This window comes from Pseudomonadota bacterium, assembly GCA_041395565.1.
Classification (GTDB): Bacteria; Pseudomonadota; Gammaproteobacteria; order UBA9214; family UBA9214; genus UBA9214.
Window position 1 is genome coordinate 111,426 of sequence record JAWLAI010000006.1, and the last position, 14,718, is coordinate 126,143.

18 protein-coding genes are annotated in these 14,718 nt (G+C 64.2%); 12 read left to right on the top strand and 6 right to left on the bottom strand.

The features are described 5' to 3' along the window. Positions 1-50: 50 nt before the first annotated feature. The 12 genes from R3F42_10250 (at position 51) to R3F42_10305 (ending at position 10,140) form a co-directional block, all read left to right on the top strand. Positions 51-530, top strand: a complete 480-nt coding sequence (locus tag R3F42_10250; protein MEZ5542415.1) for a Na+/H+ antiporter subunit E — start codon at positions 51-53, stop codon at positions 528-530. Further along, positions 523-786, top strand: a complete 264-nt coding sequence (locus R3F42_10255) for a monovalent cation/H+ antiporter complex subunit F (protein ID MEZ5542416.1) — start codon at positions 523-525, stop codon at positions 784-786. Before R3F42_10250 ends, R3F42_10255 begins: the two co-directional genes overlap by 8 nt. Beyond that, on the top strand, positions 776-1,060 hold the full coding sequence (gene mnhG / locus R3F42_10260; GenBank protein ID MEZ5542417.1) for a monovalent cation/H(+) antiporter subunit G: 285 nt from the start codon (positions 776-778) through the stop codon (positions 1,058-1,060). Before R3F42_10255 ends, mnhG begins: the two co-directional genes overlap by 11 nt. Further along, complete coding sequence (locus R3F42_10265; protein ID MEZ5542418.1) at positions 1,057-2,070, top strand: hydrogenase subunit MbhD domain-containing protein; 1,014 nt, start codon at positions 1,057-1,059, stop codon at positions 2,068-2,070. The genes mnhG and R3F42_10265 overlap by 4 nt, the downstream gene beginning before the upstream one ends. Further along, entirely contained in the window at positions 2,064-2,351 is a 288-nt protein-coding gene (locus R3F42_10270) for an NADH-quinone oxidoreductase subunit K (protein MEZ5542419.1), read from the top strand. The genes R3F42_10265 and R3F42_10270 overlap by 7 nt, the downstream gene beginning before the upstream one ends. Then, the gene (locus R3F42_10275; protein MEZ5542420.1) at positions 2,344-3,777 is read left to right on the top strand and encodes a proton-conducting transporter membrane subunit; all 1,434 of its coding nucleotides are present in this window, start codon (positions 2,344-2,346) and stop codon (positions 3,775-3,777) included. The genes R3F42_10270 and R3F42_10275 overlap by 8 nt, the downstream gene beginning before the upstream one ends. Next, the gene (locus R3F42_10280; GenBank protein ID MEZ5542421.1) at positions 3,774-5,276 is read left to right on the top strand and encodes a proton-conducting transporter membrane subunit; all 1,503 of its coding nucleotides are present in this window, start codon (positions 3,774-3,776) and stop codon (positions 5,274-5,276) included. The genes R3F42_10275 and R3F42_10280 overlap by 4 nt, the downstream gene beginning before the upstream one ends. After that, on the top strand, positions 5,273-6,946 hold the full coding sequence (locus R3F42_10285; protein ID MEZ5542422.1) for a complex I subunit 5 family protein: 1,674 nt from the start codon (positions 5,273-5,275) through the stop codon (positions 6,944-6,946). Before R3F42_10280 ends, R3F42_10285 begins: the two co-directional genes overlap by 4 nt. 24 nt (positions 6,947-6,970) lie before the next feature. Next, positions 6,971-7,900: a universal stress protein gene (locus R3F42_10290; protein ID MEZ5542423.1), complete on the top strand. Its 930-nt coding sequence runs from the start codon at positions 6,971-6,973 to the stop codon at positions 7,898-7,900. Between the two features lie 88 nt (positions 7,901-7,988). Further along, positions 7,989-8,894 carry a transcriptional activator NhaR gene (nhaR, locus tag R3F42_10295; protein MEZ5542424.1) on the top strand — a complete coding sequence of 302 codons (906 nt, stop codon included), beginning with the start codon at positions 7,989-7,991 and terminating at the stop codon, positions 8,892-8,894. Positions 8,895-9,055: 161 nt separating this feature from the next. Beyond that, positions 9,056-9,412: an HPF/RaiA family ribosome-associated protein gene (locus R3F42_10300; protein MEZ5542425.1), complete on the top strand. Its 357-nt coding sequence runs from the start codon at positions 9,056-9,058 to the stop codon at positions 9,410-9,412. 59 nt (positions 9,413-9,471) lie between these two features. Continuing rightward, on the top strand, positions 9,472-10,140 hold the full coding sequence (locus R3F42_10305; protein ID MEZ5542426.1) for a Bax inhibitor-1/YccA family protein: 669 nt from the start codon (positions 9,472-9,474) through the stop codon (positions 10,138-10,140). Between the two features lie 339 nt (positions 10,141-10,479). On the opposite strand, the gene R3F42_10310 is transcribed toward R3F42_10305, so the two are convergent. Genes R3F42_10310 through R3F42_10335 form a run of 6 tightly spaced genes read right to left on the bottom strand, consistent with a single transcriptional unit; the run spans position 10,480 to position 14,717 of the window. Continuing rightward, positions 10,480-11,271, bottom strand: coding sequence for a cobalamin B12-binding domain-containing protein (locus R3F42_10310; GenBank protein ID MEZ5542427.1), 792 nt, complete (start codon positions 11,269-11,271; stop codon positions 10,480-10,482). 16 nt (positions 11,272-11,287) lie between these two features. Next, positions 11,288-11,710, bottom strand: coding sequence for a nuclear transport factor 2 family protein (locus R3F42_10315; GenBank protein MEZ5542428.1), 423 nt, complete (start codon positions 11,708-11,710; stop codon positions 11,288-11,290). Next, entirely contained in the window at positions 11,710-12,468 is a 759-nt protein-coding gene (locus R3F42_10320) for an SDR family NAD(P)-dependent oxidoreductase (protein ID MEZ5542429.1), read from the bottom strand. The genes R3F42_10315 and R3F42_10320 overlap by 1 nt, the downstream gene beginning before the upstream one ends. After that, on the bottom strand, positions 12,465-12,992 hold the full coding sequence (locus R3F42_10325) for a DUF3833 domain-containing protein (GenBank protein ID MEZ5542430.1): 528 nt from the start codon (positions 12,990-12,992) through the stop codon (positions 12,465-12,467). The genes R3F42_10320 and R3F42_10325 overlap by 4 nt, the downstream gene beginning before the upstream one ends. Next, positions 12,982-14,211, bottom strand: coding sequence for an MFS transporter (locus R3F42_10330; GenBank protein ID MEZ5542431.1), 1,230 nt, complete (start codon positions 14,209-14,211; stop codon positions 12,982-12,984). The genes R3F42_10325 and R3F42_10330 overlap by 11 nt, the downstream gene beginning before the upstream one ends. Then, complete coding sequence (locus R3F42_10335) at positions 14,208-14,717, bottom strand: chalcone isomerase family protein (protein MEZ5542432.1); 510 nt, start codon at positions 14,715-14,717, stop codon at positions 14,208-14,210. Before R3F42_10335 ends, R3F42_10330 begins: the two co-directional genes overlap by 4 nt. Between the last annotated feature and the right edge of the window lies 1 nt (position 14,718).

Here is a 14,718-nt window from a genome sequence, read left to right on the forward strand (position 1 = left end):
GCGGCATGCAGGCTGTGGCAGCAATGATACTTCCAGCTCCGGCGGCAACGATGCGTTTAGCAGCAAACACGACGCTGCTGGCCGGCCTCTGGTGGCTTTTCGTCCAGGGCCGGCCAGATGCCTGGCTGGTCGGAGTGCCAGCGGTCGTCTTTGCAGCTTTCGTCAGCATCAGGCTCGGCTCGCCCGTCTGGCCAGGAATCAACCTGCGCGCCCTGCCCGCCTTTGTCGCCCTGTTCCTGCACGAATCGCTGCGCGGCGGGCTGGATGTCGCGCGCCGTACACTGGGACCGAAACTGGACATTACACCGGGCTTTTACAGCTATCGACTGCAGACCACGCATCCCGCGGCTCGTGTGCTGCTCGTTAACTGCATAGGCCTGTTGCCCGGCACGCTGGCAGCCGATCTCGACAGCGACCGTGCCGAACTGCACCTGCTCGACACCAGCCAAAATGCGGAGCCGCAACTGCGCCGCCTCGAACAGGCAATCGGGAGGCTGTTCGGCCTGACCACGGAGATCTCCGATGACTGAACTGCTCGCGCCGGCCTTGCTGGCCCTCATGCTCACCCTGCTTCTTGGCCTGGTGCGAGTGCTGCGCGGCCCACGCACCGGCGACCGGATGCTGGCCGCGCAACTTGTCGGCACGACCGGGGTTGGCATACTGCTGCTGCTCAGCCGGCTACTGGGACAACCCGCGCTGATCGATGCCGCGCTGGTATTGGCTCTGCTTGCGGCGGTTGCAGTGGCGGCCTTTACCGGCCGGAACGTGGAGGCGCGTGATGGTTGATATCCTGTCCGGCATCCTGATCCTGGCCGGCCTGTTTTTCTTCCTGGCCGGCAGCATCGGCCTGCTGCGGCTTCCCGACCTTTACTCCCGGTTGCACGCACTGACCAAGGCGGACAATCTCGGCCTGGGCCTGCTGGCGGCCGGCCTGGCGCTGCATGCGCTGGACGCATTCCTCGCGTTCAAGCTGTTGCTCATCTGGCTGGCCGTCCTGGCTGCCAGCGCGACCGGCGCCCACCTGATCGCGCGTCAGGCACGTCGCGGGGAGGCGGGATGAGTAGCCAAAGTATGCTGGTCTTCGACGTCCTGTTGCTACTCTCGCTGACGGGGCTGGCCGCAGCAGCACTGGCCGGTACCGATGCACGGCGCAGCATCATTCTCTTCATCGCCTTCGGTTTGCTGCTGGCCGTTGCCTGGGGGCGGTTGCAGGCACCGGATGTAGCACTGGCAGAGGCCGCCATCGGTGCAGGCCTGTCCGGCGCACTGCTGCTGGCCGCGCTGCGCCGGCAACCGCGCAAGACGTCGGGCGCACACGCTGACCGGAATCCCCACACGACAGGCGCCACGGCAATGCTGCCCTGGTCGGTCACGCTGCTGTGCGCGGCACTGGCCGGCATGCTCGCCTGGGCCCTGGGGCACGCCCTGGGCAACCCGCCCGGCGATACACTGCCCCGGGCCATTGCCGCAAACCTTGCAACCAGCGGTGTCAGCAATCCGGTGACCGCGGTACTGCTGAACTTTCGCGCTTATGACACGCTGCTGGAACTGGCAGTGCTGCTGACCGCCGTGCTCGGCATCCTGGCCCTGGGCCGGTCGACACCCGGCTATCAGCCGGCCGGTCCGGTGTTCGACGGCCTGGCACACTGGCTGGTGCCTGTGCTGATCGTGATGGCCGGCTACCTGCTGTGGACGGGCGCCCATGCGCCGGGTGGCGCCTTCCAGGCCGGCGCCATGCTGGCGGCCGCCGGTGTCGTGCTGCGCCTCGCGGGCCGGACCCGTATCGGACTGCCGAACGGAATCTCGCAACGCGCGCTGCTGGCAGCCGGGGTGGCCATGTTTCTCCTGGTCGGCCTGGCCCAGGTTGCCCTGGGACGCCCCTTCCTCGCCTATCCACCGGCCTGGGCCGGCGCCCAGATCCTGCTGATCGAAACCGCCGCCATGTTGGCGATTGCCGCCACCCTGTTGCTGGCGTTCGTGGGCGGACGCACAACGACAACCGCAGCGAGCACACGCGGCGGTACATCCGGGGCCGACAAGCGCACTGCACAGGAGCACAAACCATGCTGACCGCCCAGTGGCTTTACGGACTGACTGGATGCTTGATCATCGCGCTCGGACTGCGCAGCGCACTGCTGCAGGCTGCGCTCCTGCAGCGGGTGATCGCCGTCAACATCATGGGCAGCGGCGTGTTTCTGATGCTGATCGCCGTAGCCTACCGTGGCCCCGGCACGGCACCGGACCCTCTGCCCCACGCCCTGGTGCTGACCGGGATCGTCGTCGCTGTGAGTGCCACTGCACTGGCCCTGGCACTGGCGCGCCACCTCCAAGCGGAGCAGGAACATGACTGACCTGCTGATCGGACCGGTCGCCATCCCCCTGGCCGGCGCGCTCGCAACGCTGCTGCTGCCGCGTTTTGCCACGGCGCTCGTCATCGCGGTTGGCGTGGCGACCGCTGCCGCGGCAGGCTTTTTGCTCCATGCCATCGCCAGCCGGGGTGCAATGCAGTCCGACCTCGGCGGCTGGACGAACGGGCTCGGCATCGCACTGCGCGCTGATGGACTGACCGCACTGCTGCTGCTAATGACCGCCCTGGTGGTACTGGCGGCCAGTGTCTACGCCAGTGCCTATTTCCGGTGCGCCAGGCGCGCCCGCTTCTGGCCCCTGTGGCTGTTGCTGTGGACGGCGCTGAATGCCCTGTTGCTTTCCGCCGACCTGTTCAACCTCTACGTCACGCTCGAACTGCTGGGGCTGAGTGCGGTAGCGCTGGCGGCTTTCGGTGGCCAGCCTGCGGCCTTGCAGGCGGCCCTGCGCTACCTGCTGGTCGGCCTGCTGGGCTCGATGCTCTTCCTGGCCGGCGTCAGCCTGCTGTATGCCGGCTACGGGACGCTGGACATGGCGCAGCTGGCGCACGCCCTTACCGCCGGGCCGGTGGCCTGGACTGCGCTCGCCCTAATGACTGCCGGCCTGCTGCTGAAGACGGCCCTGTTCCCGCTGCATTTCTGGCTGCCGCCGGCCCACGCGAGCGCACCGGCACCGGTGAGCGCCGTGCTCTCGGCCCTGGTGGTCAAGGCGGCCTTCTATCTCGTAATGCGCCTGTGGCTCGATGTCTTTGCACCCGTGGTCACCCCTGCGGCTGCCACACTGCTCGGCCTGCTGGGCGCCGGTGCAGTATTGTGGGGATCTTGGCGCGCCGTGCGTGCAGAACGGCTCAAGCTGCTGGCGGCTTGGTCCACCGTCGCCCAGCTTGGCTACCTGTTCCTGTTCTTTCCGCTGCTGCAGGCCCTGCCACCCGGTGTGGCCCGCGAGCTCGCAGCAGGTGGCCTGGTCATGCTGGCCCTGACCCACGGCTTCGCCAAGGCCGGCCTCTTCCTGGCGATCGGCGTCATCCAGCAACGCTCCGGTCATGACACCATCCGCGAGCTGGACGGCACGGCACAGCGCCTGCCGGCCACGACCTTTGCCATCGCGCTGGCCGGTGTCGCCCTGATCGGCCTGCCGCCCAGCGGCGCATTCCTCGGCAAGTGGCAGTTGCTCGCCGGCGCCGTCACCACGGGCCAGTGGCTGTGGCTCGCGGTGACCGCCATCGGTTCGTTAATGGCTGCCGCCTATGTCTTCCGCGTGCTCGGGCATGCCTTCGGGCACCGGCCCTATCCGCAACAGCCGGTCACGGTGGCGCGTGAGGAATGGCCGGCCCTGCTGCTTACGGCCATGGCGGCGCTGGGACTGGGTCTTGCCGGTGCTCCGGTTTGGACACTGCTCGGGAGCGGGATATGAACTGGGATGCCTGGCTGCCGGCACTGGTGGTGGCGAGCTCATTGCTGCCGGGGCTCGTCATTTTCTTCCTGCGCGAAGGCAGCCACCGATTGCGCACCGTGCTCAACCTCTCCGGTGCCGTGCTCAAGCTGGTGCTGGTCGCCATACTGATTTGGGGCGTGTTTCACGAGCAGGTCTACGCGAGCCGCTGGACGCTGGCCCCCGGCCTGGAGCTGGTGCTGCATGCCGATACGCTGTCGGTACTGTTTGTCACCCTATCCACCGTGCTCTGGCTGGTCACCACCGTATACGCCATCGGCTACCTCGAGAACTCGCCGCACCGCAGCCGTTTCTTCGGCTTTTTCAGCCTGTGCGTGTCGGCCACCGTCGGCCTGGCGCTGGCGGGCAACCTGTTCACCTTCGTCATCTTCTACGAACTGCTAACGCTGGCGACCTACCCGCTGGTGGCCCACCGCGGCACGCCCGAGGCGCTGCGCGGCGCGCGCATCTATCTCGGCTACACCCTGGCCGGTGGCATGCTGCTGCTGATCGGCACGGTGTGGCTGCACGTGCTCGCCGGTGCGACGCCTTTCGCCGAGGGTGGCGTGCTGGATCGCCTGCCAGCCTCATCCCACCCGCAGCTGCAGGCAATCTTTCTGCTGCTGCTCCTGGGTCTCGGCGTCAAGGCGGCACTGGTGCCACTGCACGGCTGGCTGCCGCAGGCCATGGTCGCCCCGGCACCGGTCAGCGCCCTGCTGCACGCCGTCGCCGTGGTCAAGGCCGGCGCCTTCGGCATCGTGCGCGTGGTCTACGACGTATACGGCGTACAGTTCGCAGGCGAACTGGGGCTACTGGCCGTACTGGGCGGTGCCGCCGCCGTGACCATCGTGTACGGCTCGGTGCGGGCGCTGTTCCAGGATAACCTCAAGAAACGCCTGGCCTGGTCCACCGTCAGCCAGGTGTCCTACATCGCACTCGGTACTGCCATCCTCGGTCCGATCGGCACGATCGGCGGCGTCGTGCACCTCGTGCACCAGGGCATCATGAAGATCACGCTGTTCTTCGGCGCCGGCAACTATGCCGAGACACTGGGCATCCACAGGGTCAGCGAGATGAACGGGGTGGGCCGGCGCATGCCTGCCACCACACTCGCCTTCAGCGTGGCCGCGCTCGGCATGATCGGCGTGCCGCCGGTGGCAGGCTTTGTCAGCAAGTGGTACCTCGGCCTCGGTGCACTGGAGGCCGGCATGGCGGTCTGGGTCATGCCGGTGCTGCTGGCCAGCAGTGCGCTCAACGCGGCGTATTTCCTGCCCGTGCTGTACCGCGCCTGGTTCCGCACGCCCGGCCCCGCCTGGCCGGACGAGGCACCACGCAGTACGCGTCTCGAAACGCATGCGTCGCTGCTCTGGCCACCGGTGATAACCGCCACGCTGGCCCTGGCGGCCGGATTGTTTGCTGCCGCTCCCTACAGCCCGCTGGCCTGGGCAAGCCTCGTCGCCCACAGGGAGTACGGCCTGTGAATGCCATACTCCTGATCCTCGTCTGGTCCTGGCCGCTGCTGCTGGCGAGCCTCGCCGGCCTGCCCCGGGCCCGCTGGCTGGTGCCGCTCGCACCACTGCCCGCACTGGTCGTGGCCCTTGCCGTGCCGGACGGCACCCGGATCCCGTTACCCTGGCTGCTGCTCGGCACGGAACTCGGTCTGGATGCGACCGGCCGCATATTCCTGCTGTTCAGCGCGCTGCTATGGCTGATGGCTGCCATCTACGGCACCGGCACTGCGGGGCCAGACCGGCATGCCGGACGCTACCGGGTCCTGTTCCTGCTGGCCATGGCCGGCAATCTGGGCCTGATCGTGGCCGGTGATACGGTCAGCTTCTACCTCGGCTTCACCCTGATGGGCCTGGCGGCCTATGGCCTGGTCGTCCACACAGGCACGCAGCGGGCACAACGGGCAGCACGGCGTTACCTGGCCTGGACCATCGCCGGGGAACTGCTGCTGTTTGTCGCGCTGGTCACGCTGTCGCTGCAGCATGGCGGTGCACTGGTCTTCAGTGCCCTGCCGTCGAGCCCGCCGTCCGGTTTCACGGTGCTGCTGCTGATCATCGGCTTCGGTATCAAGCTGGCGCTGCCCGGACTGCATCTGTGGCTGCCGCAGGCCTACGCGGTCACACCGGTGCCCGCCGTCGCCGTACTGAGTGGTGCGATGATCAAGGCCGGCCTGCTCGGCTGGCTGCGTTTCCTGCTACCCGGTGACGCTGCACTCACCGGCTGGGGCGAAGCACTGATCGTGACTGGCGCCATCGGCATCGTCTACGGTACCGCGGCCGGATTGCTGCAGCAGCGGCCGCGCCTGCTGCTGGGCTATTCCAGTATCAGCAAGATGGGCGTGCTGACACTCGGCATGGGCGCAGCGCTCGCCTGGCCAGCCGCCGCACCCGCCATAACCGCTGCACTGACGGTTTACGCAGCGCACCATGCGCTGGTGAAGGGGGCACTGTTTCTCGGCGTCGGCCTCGTGGAACGCAGTGGACTGCGGCTGTGGCTGCTGGTGGGGCTGGTCCTGCTTGCCCTTGCCCTGGCGGGCGCACCACTGACGAGCGGCGCACTGGCCAAGTCTGTCCTTGCAACATCGTTACCGGCGGCAGCACATAATCTCGTGACACTGCTCGGCGCCACGACGGTCGCAACCACGCTGTTGCTGGCACGTTTCCTGTTCCTGGTCTGGCGACACCATGCCGGCGCTACTACACCACACGACAACCTGGCGGCGGGCTCATGGCTGATCCTGCTGGCCATGATCGCTGCGTTGCCTTTCGTAACGTCCGGAACCATTGCTGTCCCGGCCGACCCTATGCCGGTGCTCCTGGGTATGATCCTGGCCGCGGCGGCAGTGTGGATCTCAGTCCGCCTGCCCGGCCGCAACGCGTTGCGCCGGCGCCTCGCCGATGCGCGACACCATGCCAGGCGCATCCCCGCACAGGGTCGCCGTCTGCTGGTTCGCAGCATGCTGCACGTCTCGGATGCGGCACAGTCATGCTGGCAGTCCGCCGGTGTCGCGCTGCACAACTGCCTGCAGGCAGCCGAGACGCCGGCCCGGCCGGACGATGACGTGCGTGCCTGGACGTCGACCGGACTGGTCTGGTTGTCAGTGGGTGGCCTGTTGTTGCTTGCATTGATTACGGCGGCCTGAGCTGCGCCGCGCAGGAGGTCGGTAATGAAACGCTTCAGGAACATTCTGTTTGTCGCGGATCGCAGCGATGGACTCTCCATAGCGCTCGACAGGGCGGTCGCCCTGTCACAGTCCAACGATGCACGCCTGACTATCATGGACGTCGCACCGGATGCAGGCCTCGCCGGGCTCGTCCAGCAGGCCTACGACATCGATCTCAACGCGCAGCTAAGAAGGCAGCGTCTCGAAATCCTGGAGACACTGGCGGCGAGTTATACAGATGCCGGAATACCGGTCTACACAACCGTGGTTACGGGCACACCCTTTATCGAAATCGTGCATTCCGTGCTGCGCAACGGTCATGATCTGGTAATGAAGGTGGCGCAACAGGACAGTGGTCCCGCACCCTGGCTGTTCGGCAGCAGCGACCTGCACCTGCTGCGCAAGTGCCCGTGCCCGGTCTGGATCGATCACCCGGGCGCCGCAGCGTCCTACCGTCACCTGCTCGCCGCGGTCGATCCGTTCGATGACGAGTCAGGCGACCTGCAGCACCTGATCCTGGATCTCGCGACTTCCCTCGCCGCACGCGAACAGGCAAAGCTGGACGTACTGCACGCCTGGGAACTCCCTGGCGAGTCCATGCTGGCGAACGGCCGCGGACGCATCCCGCGCCTGGAACTCGAACTGATGCTGCAGCAGCGCGAACAGTGCCACCGCGCGGCGCTGGATGCCCTGTTGCAGTCCTACGGCCTCAGCAGTGCTGCTGACAATGTGCACCTCGTCAAGGGCAGGCCCGCCAGAATCATCTCAGCTCGGGCCAGGGACTGGCGCAGCGACCTGATCGTGATGGGCACGCTCGGCCGTACCGGCATTCCCGGGCTGATCATCGGCAACACGGCGGAGGATGTCCTGCGCCAGACGCAAACGGCGGTGCTGGCGGTGAAGCCGGGCAGCTTCATATCACCGGTGGCATGACCACGGATGACACGGCCTGCAACTATGCGTTGCCCGCGATTTCGCCTATAGTCCCGTGCATGCCTGAAGCCCAGCCCAGATCACCGGGATGTCTAACCTGAATTTGAAGAACCTCAGGTACTTCTGGGCGGTGGCCACGCACGGCTCCATCGCCCGCGCCGCCGAAGTCCTGTTCATTACGCCGCAGACCATTAGCGGCCAGCTGCGCGAACTCGAGGAACAGCTCAATGCCAGGCTGTTCCAGAAGACCGGCCGTAATCTGGTCCTTACCGATACCGGGCGTGTCGTCTTCTCCTATGCCGACGAGATGTTCCGGCTCGGCGACGAGATGCAGGATGTCCTGGCGGGTCGCAGTCCCGGTGCGGCACTCACCCTCACGGTGGGTATCGCCATGGTGGTACCCAAGCTGCTCGCCTATCGTGTGCTGGCGCCGGTCCTCGACATGGAGGAATCGGTACGGCTGGTATGCCTGGAAGCCCCGCTCACGGACCTGCTGGCTGAACTCTCGGTACACAAGCTTGATCTCGTGCTGGCCGACAGCCCGATCAGTCCGGCGCTGAACATACGTGCGTACAATCACCTGCTCGGCGATTCCGGCATCAGTTTTTTCGCCACCCGCAAGACTGCCCGCCGGTATGCGGCGCGGTTTCCGCAATCCCTGGACGGTGCTCCCATGCTCATGCCCACCGCCAGCAGCGCCCTGCGCCGCTTGCTGGAACTCTGGTTCGAACGCCAGCAGCTCAAGCCGCGGGTGGTCGCAGAATTCGAGGACCGCGCACTGATGAAGGCATTCGGGGAGGCAAATGCCGGCGTTTTCACCTCTCCCACGGCCGTCGAGGATGACGTGATCGCCAAGTACGGCGTGCAGGTGATAGGCCGCAGCGAGGAAATCAAGGAAAGTTTCTACGCCATCTCCGCCGAACGCCGTATCAAGCACCCGGCCGTATCGATGATTACCGAAATGGCCCGCAACGAACTCTTCACCACCGCCTGAATCTGGCGTAGGTCCGCCCTCGGCGGAACTGGCTGCCGCCCGCCCGGAACCCGCTCTTCCTTCGATTATTCCGATGTCTTGCCGGGATATTCCGACTGTATGCGTAGTCGCCGGCAGGGTAGTTTATTAAGCAATACCATCTCCGACGACGAGGTTCAGCGATGCAGATCGTAATTCACTGCAGCGGCTTTCCCCTGACCGACCCGCTCGCCGCGCATGTGCAGAAAAGACTCGGTTACGCACTGGGACGCAGTGCCGGCAAGGTGCGGCGAGTCGAGGTCAGGCTCTCCGATCTCAACGGTCCACGTGGCGGCATCGACAAGCGCTGTCTCGTCGAAGTCAGGCTGGACAAACAATCACCCGTCGTGGTCGAGGACGTCCAGTCCGAGCTGTACGCGGCTATTGACCGCGCGACCGGCCGTGCCGGCCGCGCGGTCATACGCCGCGTGGCGCTGATCAACGACAGGCGGCGCCAGCATACACCGCAGGATTTACGGCACTGGAACCATGGCTTGTGAGATGTCTGCAGGCAGTTAGACCTTAAGCCATTATCAAGTATCCATTGAGGCAACCTGAGATGAACACTTATGCTACCGGCGCTGTCAGCACCCGCACAAGCGCAATCAGTACCATACGCGTCCTGCGCAATACCTATGCGCTGCTCGCGCTGACCCTGCTGTTCAGCGCGGTCACCGCCGGTATCACGATGGCGCTGAACCTGCCGCACCCTGGGCTGCTTCTGACGCTGGCCGGCTACTTCGGTCTGCTGTTCCTGGCCACCCGCTTCCGCAACAGCGGTACGGGCCTGGTCATGGTGTTCGCCCTGACCGGCTTCATGGGTTACACCCTTGGGCCGCTGCTCAATGCCTACCTGGGCACGGCTGCCGGCCCGCAGCTTGTGATGACCGCACTCGGCGGCACCGGCGTTACGTTCCTCGGCCTGTCGGGCTACGCCCTGGCCAGCCGCAGGGACTTCAGCTTCATGGGCGGCTTTCTGATGGCGGGCATGCTAGTGGCTTTCCTGGCCGGCCTGGGCGCCCTGTTCTTCGAACTCCCCGGCCTAGCACTCGCCGTTTCCGCGATGTTCGTACTGTTGATGTCCGGCCTGATCCTGTTCGAAACGGGCAACATCATCCGCGGCGGCGAGACAAATTATGTCATGGCGACCGTGACACTGTACGTCTCGATCTACAACCTCTTCACCAGCCTGCTGCACCTGATCGGTGCCGCAGGCGGACAGGAGTAAGCCGCAATCGGGGTCTGCAAAGCTGCTGCCACCCGTATCATAGGGACAAGAACCTGCAGGGTACCCGTGATTGCGTGCCGCATACACGTGCAAACAGCGCAGCGCGATACCGGGCATCGGGTGATCTGTGCATTGCACCTTGTTCATTTAATGAGAAGATGGCCTGCATGATCTCACCCCGGCTGCAGGAACGTTCCGGCACAGGCTGTCCCTTTCGGGCACACGAATTATTGTCAAACCTGATTGCTCAGCTTTCCCGGCTGCTTTGACGCCATTCCAGCAGAGCCGTTTCCACAGCATGCAGTCCGGCCAGCTGTTCCACCCCTTCGGGCATTTCGATTATCCCGTCGAATGCCCCGCCCCGACCCAGATACGCACCTTCCTATCAACGATCTGGCGCAAGCCGCTCAGCATCACGAGCGCGTCCTCGGGCTTAAACCCGGCACTGAATGAGAGACCGATGATTTCGACCTGGTGGCTGAGGGCGGCCTCCCGGATATCCCGGAAAGGCATCTCGACACCGAAGGTGATCACCTGTGCGCCGCCGAGCCGCAGGAGGGCTTCCACCATCAACAGACCGAGGCTGTGCTTCTCTCCAGGCACCGTAGTCAGCATCACTCGCGGCCCTCTGTTCTCGAGCTGCTGTTCGCTGAGTGATTGGCGGATCAGGTTCTTCATCAGCTCGGTATAGAGATGCTCCTCGAAGATTGCCATCTCTCCCTGCGACCATGCCTCTCCCACCAGCTTGTTGGCCGGCACCATGATGCGGTGGATGAAGGACCGCAGCCCCAGTGCCAGCAGCTGTTCGCGTAACCAGCTGCTCAACTTGCCGGCATCGCCCGCCTTGAGCAGAACGGCCAACCGCTCCAGATCTACGCTGGGCGCAGGCGCCTGCCGCAGGGCTTTGAGCTGGCTGATGTCGAGCTGCATCAGCTTGCCCGGACGCTTGCCCTGCTCCTGCAGCTGCCGGATCAGGATCAGCTTCTCGAGCTGCTCGTCCGTATAGATACGGTCGCCGTGGGAATTCCGCAACGGTTGCGGATAGCCGTAGCGACGTTCCCACATCCGCAGCAGATCCTTGGGGATCCCCGCGATGCTCGAGACCTCGCTGATGCTGTGATTCCCGTTCATTGTTCGTTATGACTTTTCATCGGACCCCGGTGTTCGGTCTCATCCTACCTCTGACCAAACGTACTATTCTACCCACCAGTGGCAACTCTGCTAACAGCCGCGAGGCATCCCAATAATCCAGGTGCTCGATCACCCGGCCATCATCCGCAAAATCGAGACGCGTGACGCCCTCGATCGCAAAATCCCTGCGACGCAGCCTGCCGCTGAACACCCAACTGACCCAGGCGGTGGCACCCGTTTGCTGGCTGTCCGTAACCAGGAATGCCGGCTGCCCGGTATTTTCGAACATATGCCGGAATACCGCGGCAATGGCGGCATGGCCGCTGACATCATTGAAGGGATCGTGAAAACGCGCCTGCTCATGGTAGATCTCGGGCAGCTCAGCCAGGCTCTCCGGAGTCAGGCGCTGGTACCAGTCGATCACTCGCTGCAGTGTCATCAGGCCACCGCCCGGCGCAGCAGGTAGAGCCGGAGCCGGTCCGGCAGGCAGCTGAGCAGCTTCATCCAGCGGGTGAAACGCTTGGGAAAATGAATCTCGAATCGGCCCTTGCCAACACCCTCTATGATCTCCCGAGCCGCCTGCTCCGGGGTGATCAGGGCCGGCATTGTGAAATCGTTCTGACGGGTCAGGCGGGTGTCGACGAAACCGGGATTGACCAGGTAGACACCGATACCCCGGGGCGAAAGATCGGTATGCAGAATTTGCGCAAGATTGATCAGTGCCGCCTTGGTGGGCCCATAGACCAGGGCCTTTGGCAGTCCGGTGTAACCCGCCACGCTGCCGACCAGACAGAGATTGCCGCCGGCTTCCAGAAAACGCGGAATCACCGCTGCAAGCAAGTTGAAAACCCCCTGCAAATTGATCTCCAGGGCCTCCCGCACCCGTTCCGGATCCAGTTCCCAGCTGCGCATCGGTGAATAGACACCGGCGCAGTAGATGACCATGTCCACTTCCCCCTCCTCCAGCGCAAGTCCCATGGCCTGCTGCAGGCTCGACAGGTCTCTGACATCAAGCGGTGCAATCAGATCACCCGGCGCGGAAACCTCGCGCAAAGCCGGTTCATGGCGGCCGCTTAACATGAGCCGGGCCCCTGCCTCCCTGAGTTGGGTCGCCAATGCCGCACCGATGCCACTGCCGGCGCCGATGATCCAGACGCGAACGCCTTGCCAGTCCTTGATTTTGGGATTCACGCTCATGACCTTTTCCTGAAGAACAGCGTAACCTCACCCAGCTCGACACCGAACTTGCGCATGCTGGAACGATTGATCAGCACCCCGTCGGTCTGCAGATACATCCAGTCGTCGAATTGCACCTCGTATACCTTGTCATCCACAGGGAGTCGCAGCGTGTAGACCCAATGCAGGGTATTGCCTGAAACACGCCCCCTGGCGATTCCCACCACGTCATCCGCCCTGCCGGTATATTCACCCTCACCGGTGCGGGTGAGATGCCACACCCGCTGCTGGGTGGTACCGTCACTGTAGGTAAAACGTTCATCCAATACCCCATGGTCGCCCTGCCACTCGGCCTCGATCACGACCTTGAAGCGTTTCATCACAGCGCCATTGCGTTTCTGAAACATCCCCCAGGCATCCAGTGTACCGCTGAAGTACTCTTCCATCGTCAGCTCTGGCTGCTGCCCCCGATACTGAGTCACATCGACCCCGGCACAGCCACTGAGCACGGACAGGCTCAACAATAGAACGGTCTTAGCATGCATGATTAACCTCCAGAGTCTCACGCCAGAGCAACAGCAAGCCGGCTGTGAACAACTTGATGACACAGGGTATCCCGGCATAAAAAAACGCCAGCGCCGTCAGTCCCGTTCTGGTGCCCGGTTCGTAGCCGAGCACAGCTAGCACTGGCAGTACCAGGCCAGCCGCCAGCGCCAGCACCAGCTTGCCGATCAGGCTCCAGATACCGAAATAGCTGGCGGTCCGGCCATGGTCACGGGGGGGAATGATATCGGCGGCTATCGCAGCGGGCAGTGCCAGGTCGGCGCCAAGGGCGGCGCCGGAGATGATGCAGATCAGCGCGTAGGCAACAAGATCGCCCGCTCCGAGCTGTGTTGCCCAGACAAAACCCGTCACGGCGATCAGGGATCCCAGCAGCCAACTCAGGGTTTTGCCCCAGCGCCGCGCCAGCCTCAACCAGAGCGGAAGGGAACAGGCGCCACTGAGAAAATACAGCGCCAGGAAAGCTCCGCTATAGGAATCCAGCACCAGGACGTCATCGATATAGAACAGAGAAAGAGTGGCGGCTATCGCAATCGCCAGACCGTTGAGCAGGAACAGTATCGCCAGCCTGCGAAAAGGCGCATAACGCAGGGGTTGCAGTATTCCCAGTGCCGGGGATTGTATCCGACTCGCGAGCGGCGCATGCCGCAAGAGTATCCAGACCGAGGCAATCAGCAGTGCCGCGAAGCAGAGACTGAACGGCAGCCAGGTCAGCCACATTGGTAACAGGCTGGCCAGGATGACGCCAAGCAGAGCGAAGCCTTCACGGAAGGCCACGAGACGCGTGCGTTCATGGCTATCCTCACTGGCCCTGGCACCCCAGGCGAGATAGGTGATATTCATGGCGCTGTGGGCGGTATAGACCAGGATCAGACTGACCGTGAACCAGGCCGCCAGTATGTGGGGATGCAGTGCCGGTGGGTTGAAAAGGGCCAGATAGGCCAGCCCAAGGACGCCTGCCGCGATGTAGATGAGCTGCTGCCAGCCCCCGGGTCGCTGCTGCATGAAGTCTGACAGGCGACCAAGCCAGGGGTCCTGCAGGGTATCGACCGCGCGCGAGCCCAGCAGCAGCACCCCGGTCAGGGCCAGGCCCAGGCCGAATTCCTCCCCGTAGAGTTTTGGAGTGTGTATATAAACCGGCAAGGCGGCCATCGCCAGGGGCGCGCCCAGCAATCCGTAGGCCAGTTGCTGGCGTATGTTCACGGCGCAAGCCCCAGCAACTGTTTTCGCAGGTCCGGCTCGCGGGTGCGAGGGTCGAGCCAGATATCGAAGAAGGCGCTTGCCAGGACCGGATCATCGAGACGTCCCAGTAGACTTTCTGTACTGTAAAAGACAGCCCCTTCTCCAGGGTGGTGCACACCCGTGATCTGATCCCCTTTGCCCACATCACGAAACACAGCACTGAGACGTTGGACCAGCTGCGCGCCAGCCCGTAGCGTGCCGTGCATGCGCTCAATCTCCTGCAGGGTGGTGCGGGCAAGACTTTCACGGCTGAAACTGAATTCGTAGCGGATGCGCAGGGCGTGCGGCCGTTCCGGTTGATAGACGCCATCCGGCGCGTAGAGGGTGGCCTGGTAGACCGTCATGCCGAGCCAGGTCAACTTGCCAGTACCCACCGGTTGGGCACCGGGGAGCTCCGCAAGCGGATCGAAACCGGCGTTTGCCGCGAATGCAGCCAACAGCAGCCAAAGACCCATCAGGGATCCCATC

What these genes read in the sequence shown, in the direction of transcription:
- R3F42_10300 (MEZ5542425.1), top strand. Translation starts at nt 9,056, where the DNA reads ATGCAGATCGTAATTCACTGCAGCGGCTTTCCCCTGACCGACCCGCTC.
- nhaR (MEZ5542424.1), top strand. Translation starts at nt 7,989, where the DNA reads ATGTCTAACCTGAATTTGAAGAACCTCAGGTACTTCTGGGCGGTGGCC.
- R3F42_10335 (MEZ5542432.1), bottom strand. Translation starts at nt 14,717, where the DNA reads ATGGGATCCCTGATGGGTCTTTGGCTGCTGTTGGCTGCATTCGCGGCA.
- R3F42_10305 (MEZ5542426.1), top strand. Translation starts at nt 9,472, where the DNA reads ATGAACACTTATGCTACCGGCGCTGTCAGCACCCGCACAAGCGCAATC.
- R3F42_10270 (MEZ5542419.1), top strand. Translation starts at nt 2,064, where the DNA reads ATGCTGACCGCCCAGTGGCTTTACGGACTGACTGGATGCTTGATCATC.
- R3F42_10290 (MEZ5542423.1), top strand. Translation starts at nt 6,971, where the DNA reads ATGAAACGCTTCAGGAACATTCTGTTTGTCGCGGATCGCAGCGATGGA.
- R3F42_10250 (MEZ5542415.1), top strand. Translation starts at nt 51, where the DNA reads ATGCGTTTAGCAGCAAACACGACGCTGCTGGCCGGCCTCTGGTGGCTT.
- R3F42_10265 (MEZ5542418.1), top strand. Translation starts at nt 1,057, where the DNA reads ATGAGTAGCCAAAGTATGCTGGTCTTCGACGTCCTGTTGCTACTCTCG.
- R3F42_10320 (MEZ5542429.1), bottom strand. Translation starts at nt 12,468, where the DNA reads ATGAGCGTGAATCCCAAAATCAAGGACTGGCAAGGCGTTCGCGTCTGG.
- R3F42_10310 (MEZ5542427.1), bottom strand. Translation starts at nt 11,271, where the DNA reads ATGAACGGGAATCACAGCATCAGCGAGGTCTCGAGCATCGCGGGGATC.
- R3F42_10255 (MEZ5542416.1), top strand. Translation starts at nt 523, where the DNA reads ATGACTGAACTGCTCGCGCCGGCCTTGCTGGCCCTCATGCTCACCCTG.
- R3F42_10315 (MEZ5542428.1), bottom strand. Translation starts at nt 11,710, where the DNA reads ATGACACTGCAGCGAGTGATCGACTGGTACCAGCGCCTGACTCCGGAG.
- R3F42_10325 (MEZ5542430.1), bottom strand. Translation starts at nt 12,992, where the DNA reads ATGCATGCTAAGACCGTTCTATTGTTGAGCCTGTCCGTGCTCAGTGGC.
- R3F42_10275 (MEZ5542420.1), top strand. Translation starts at nt 2,344, where the DNA reads ATGACTGACCTGCTGATCGGACCGGTCGCCATCCCCCTGGCCGGCGCG.
- R3F42_10280 (MEZ5542421.1), top strand. Translation starts at nt 3,774, where the DNA reads ATGAACTGGGATGCCTGGCTGCCGGCACTGGTGGTGGCGAGCTCATTG.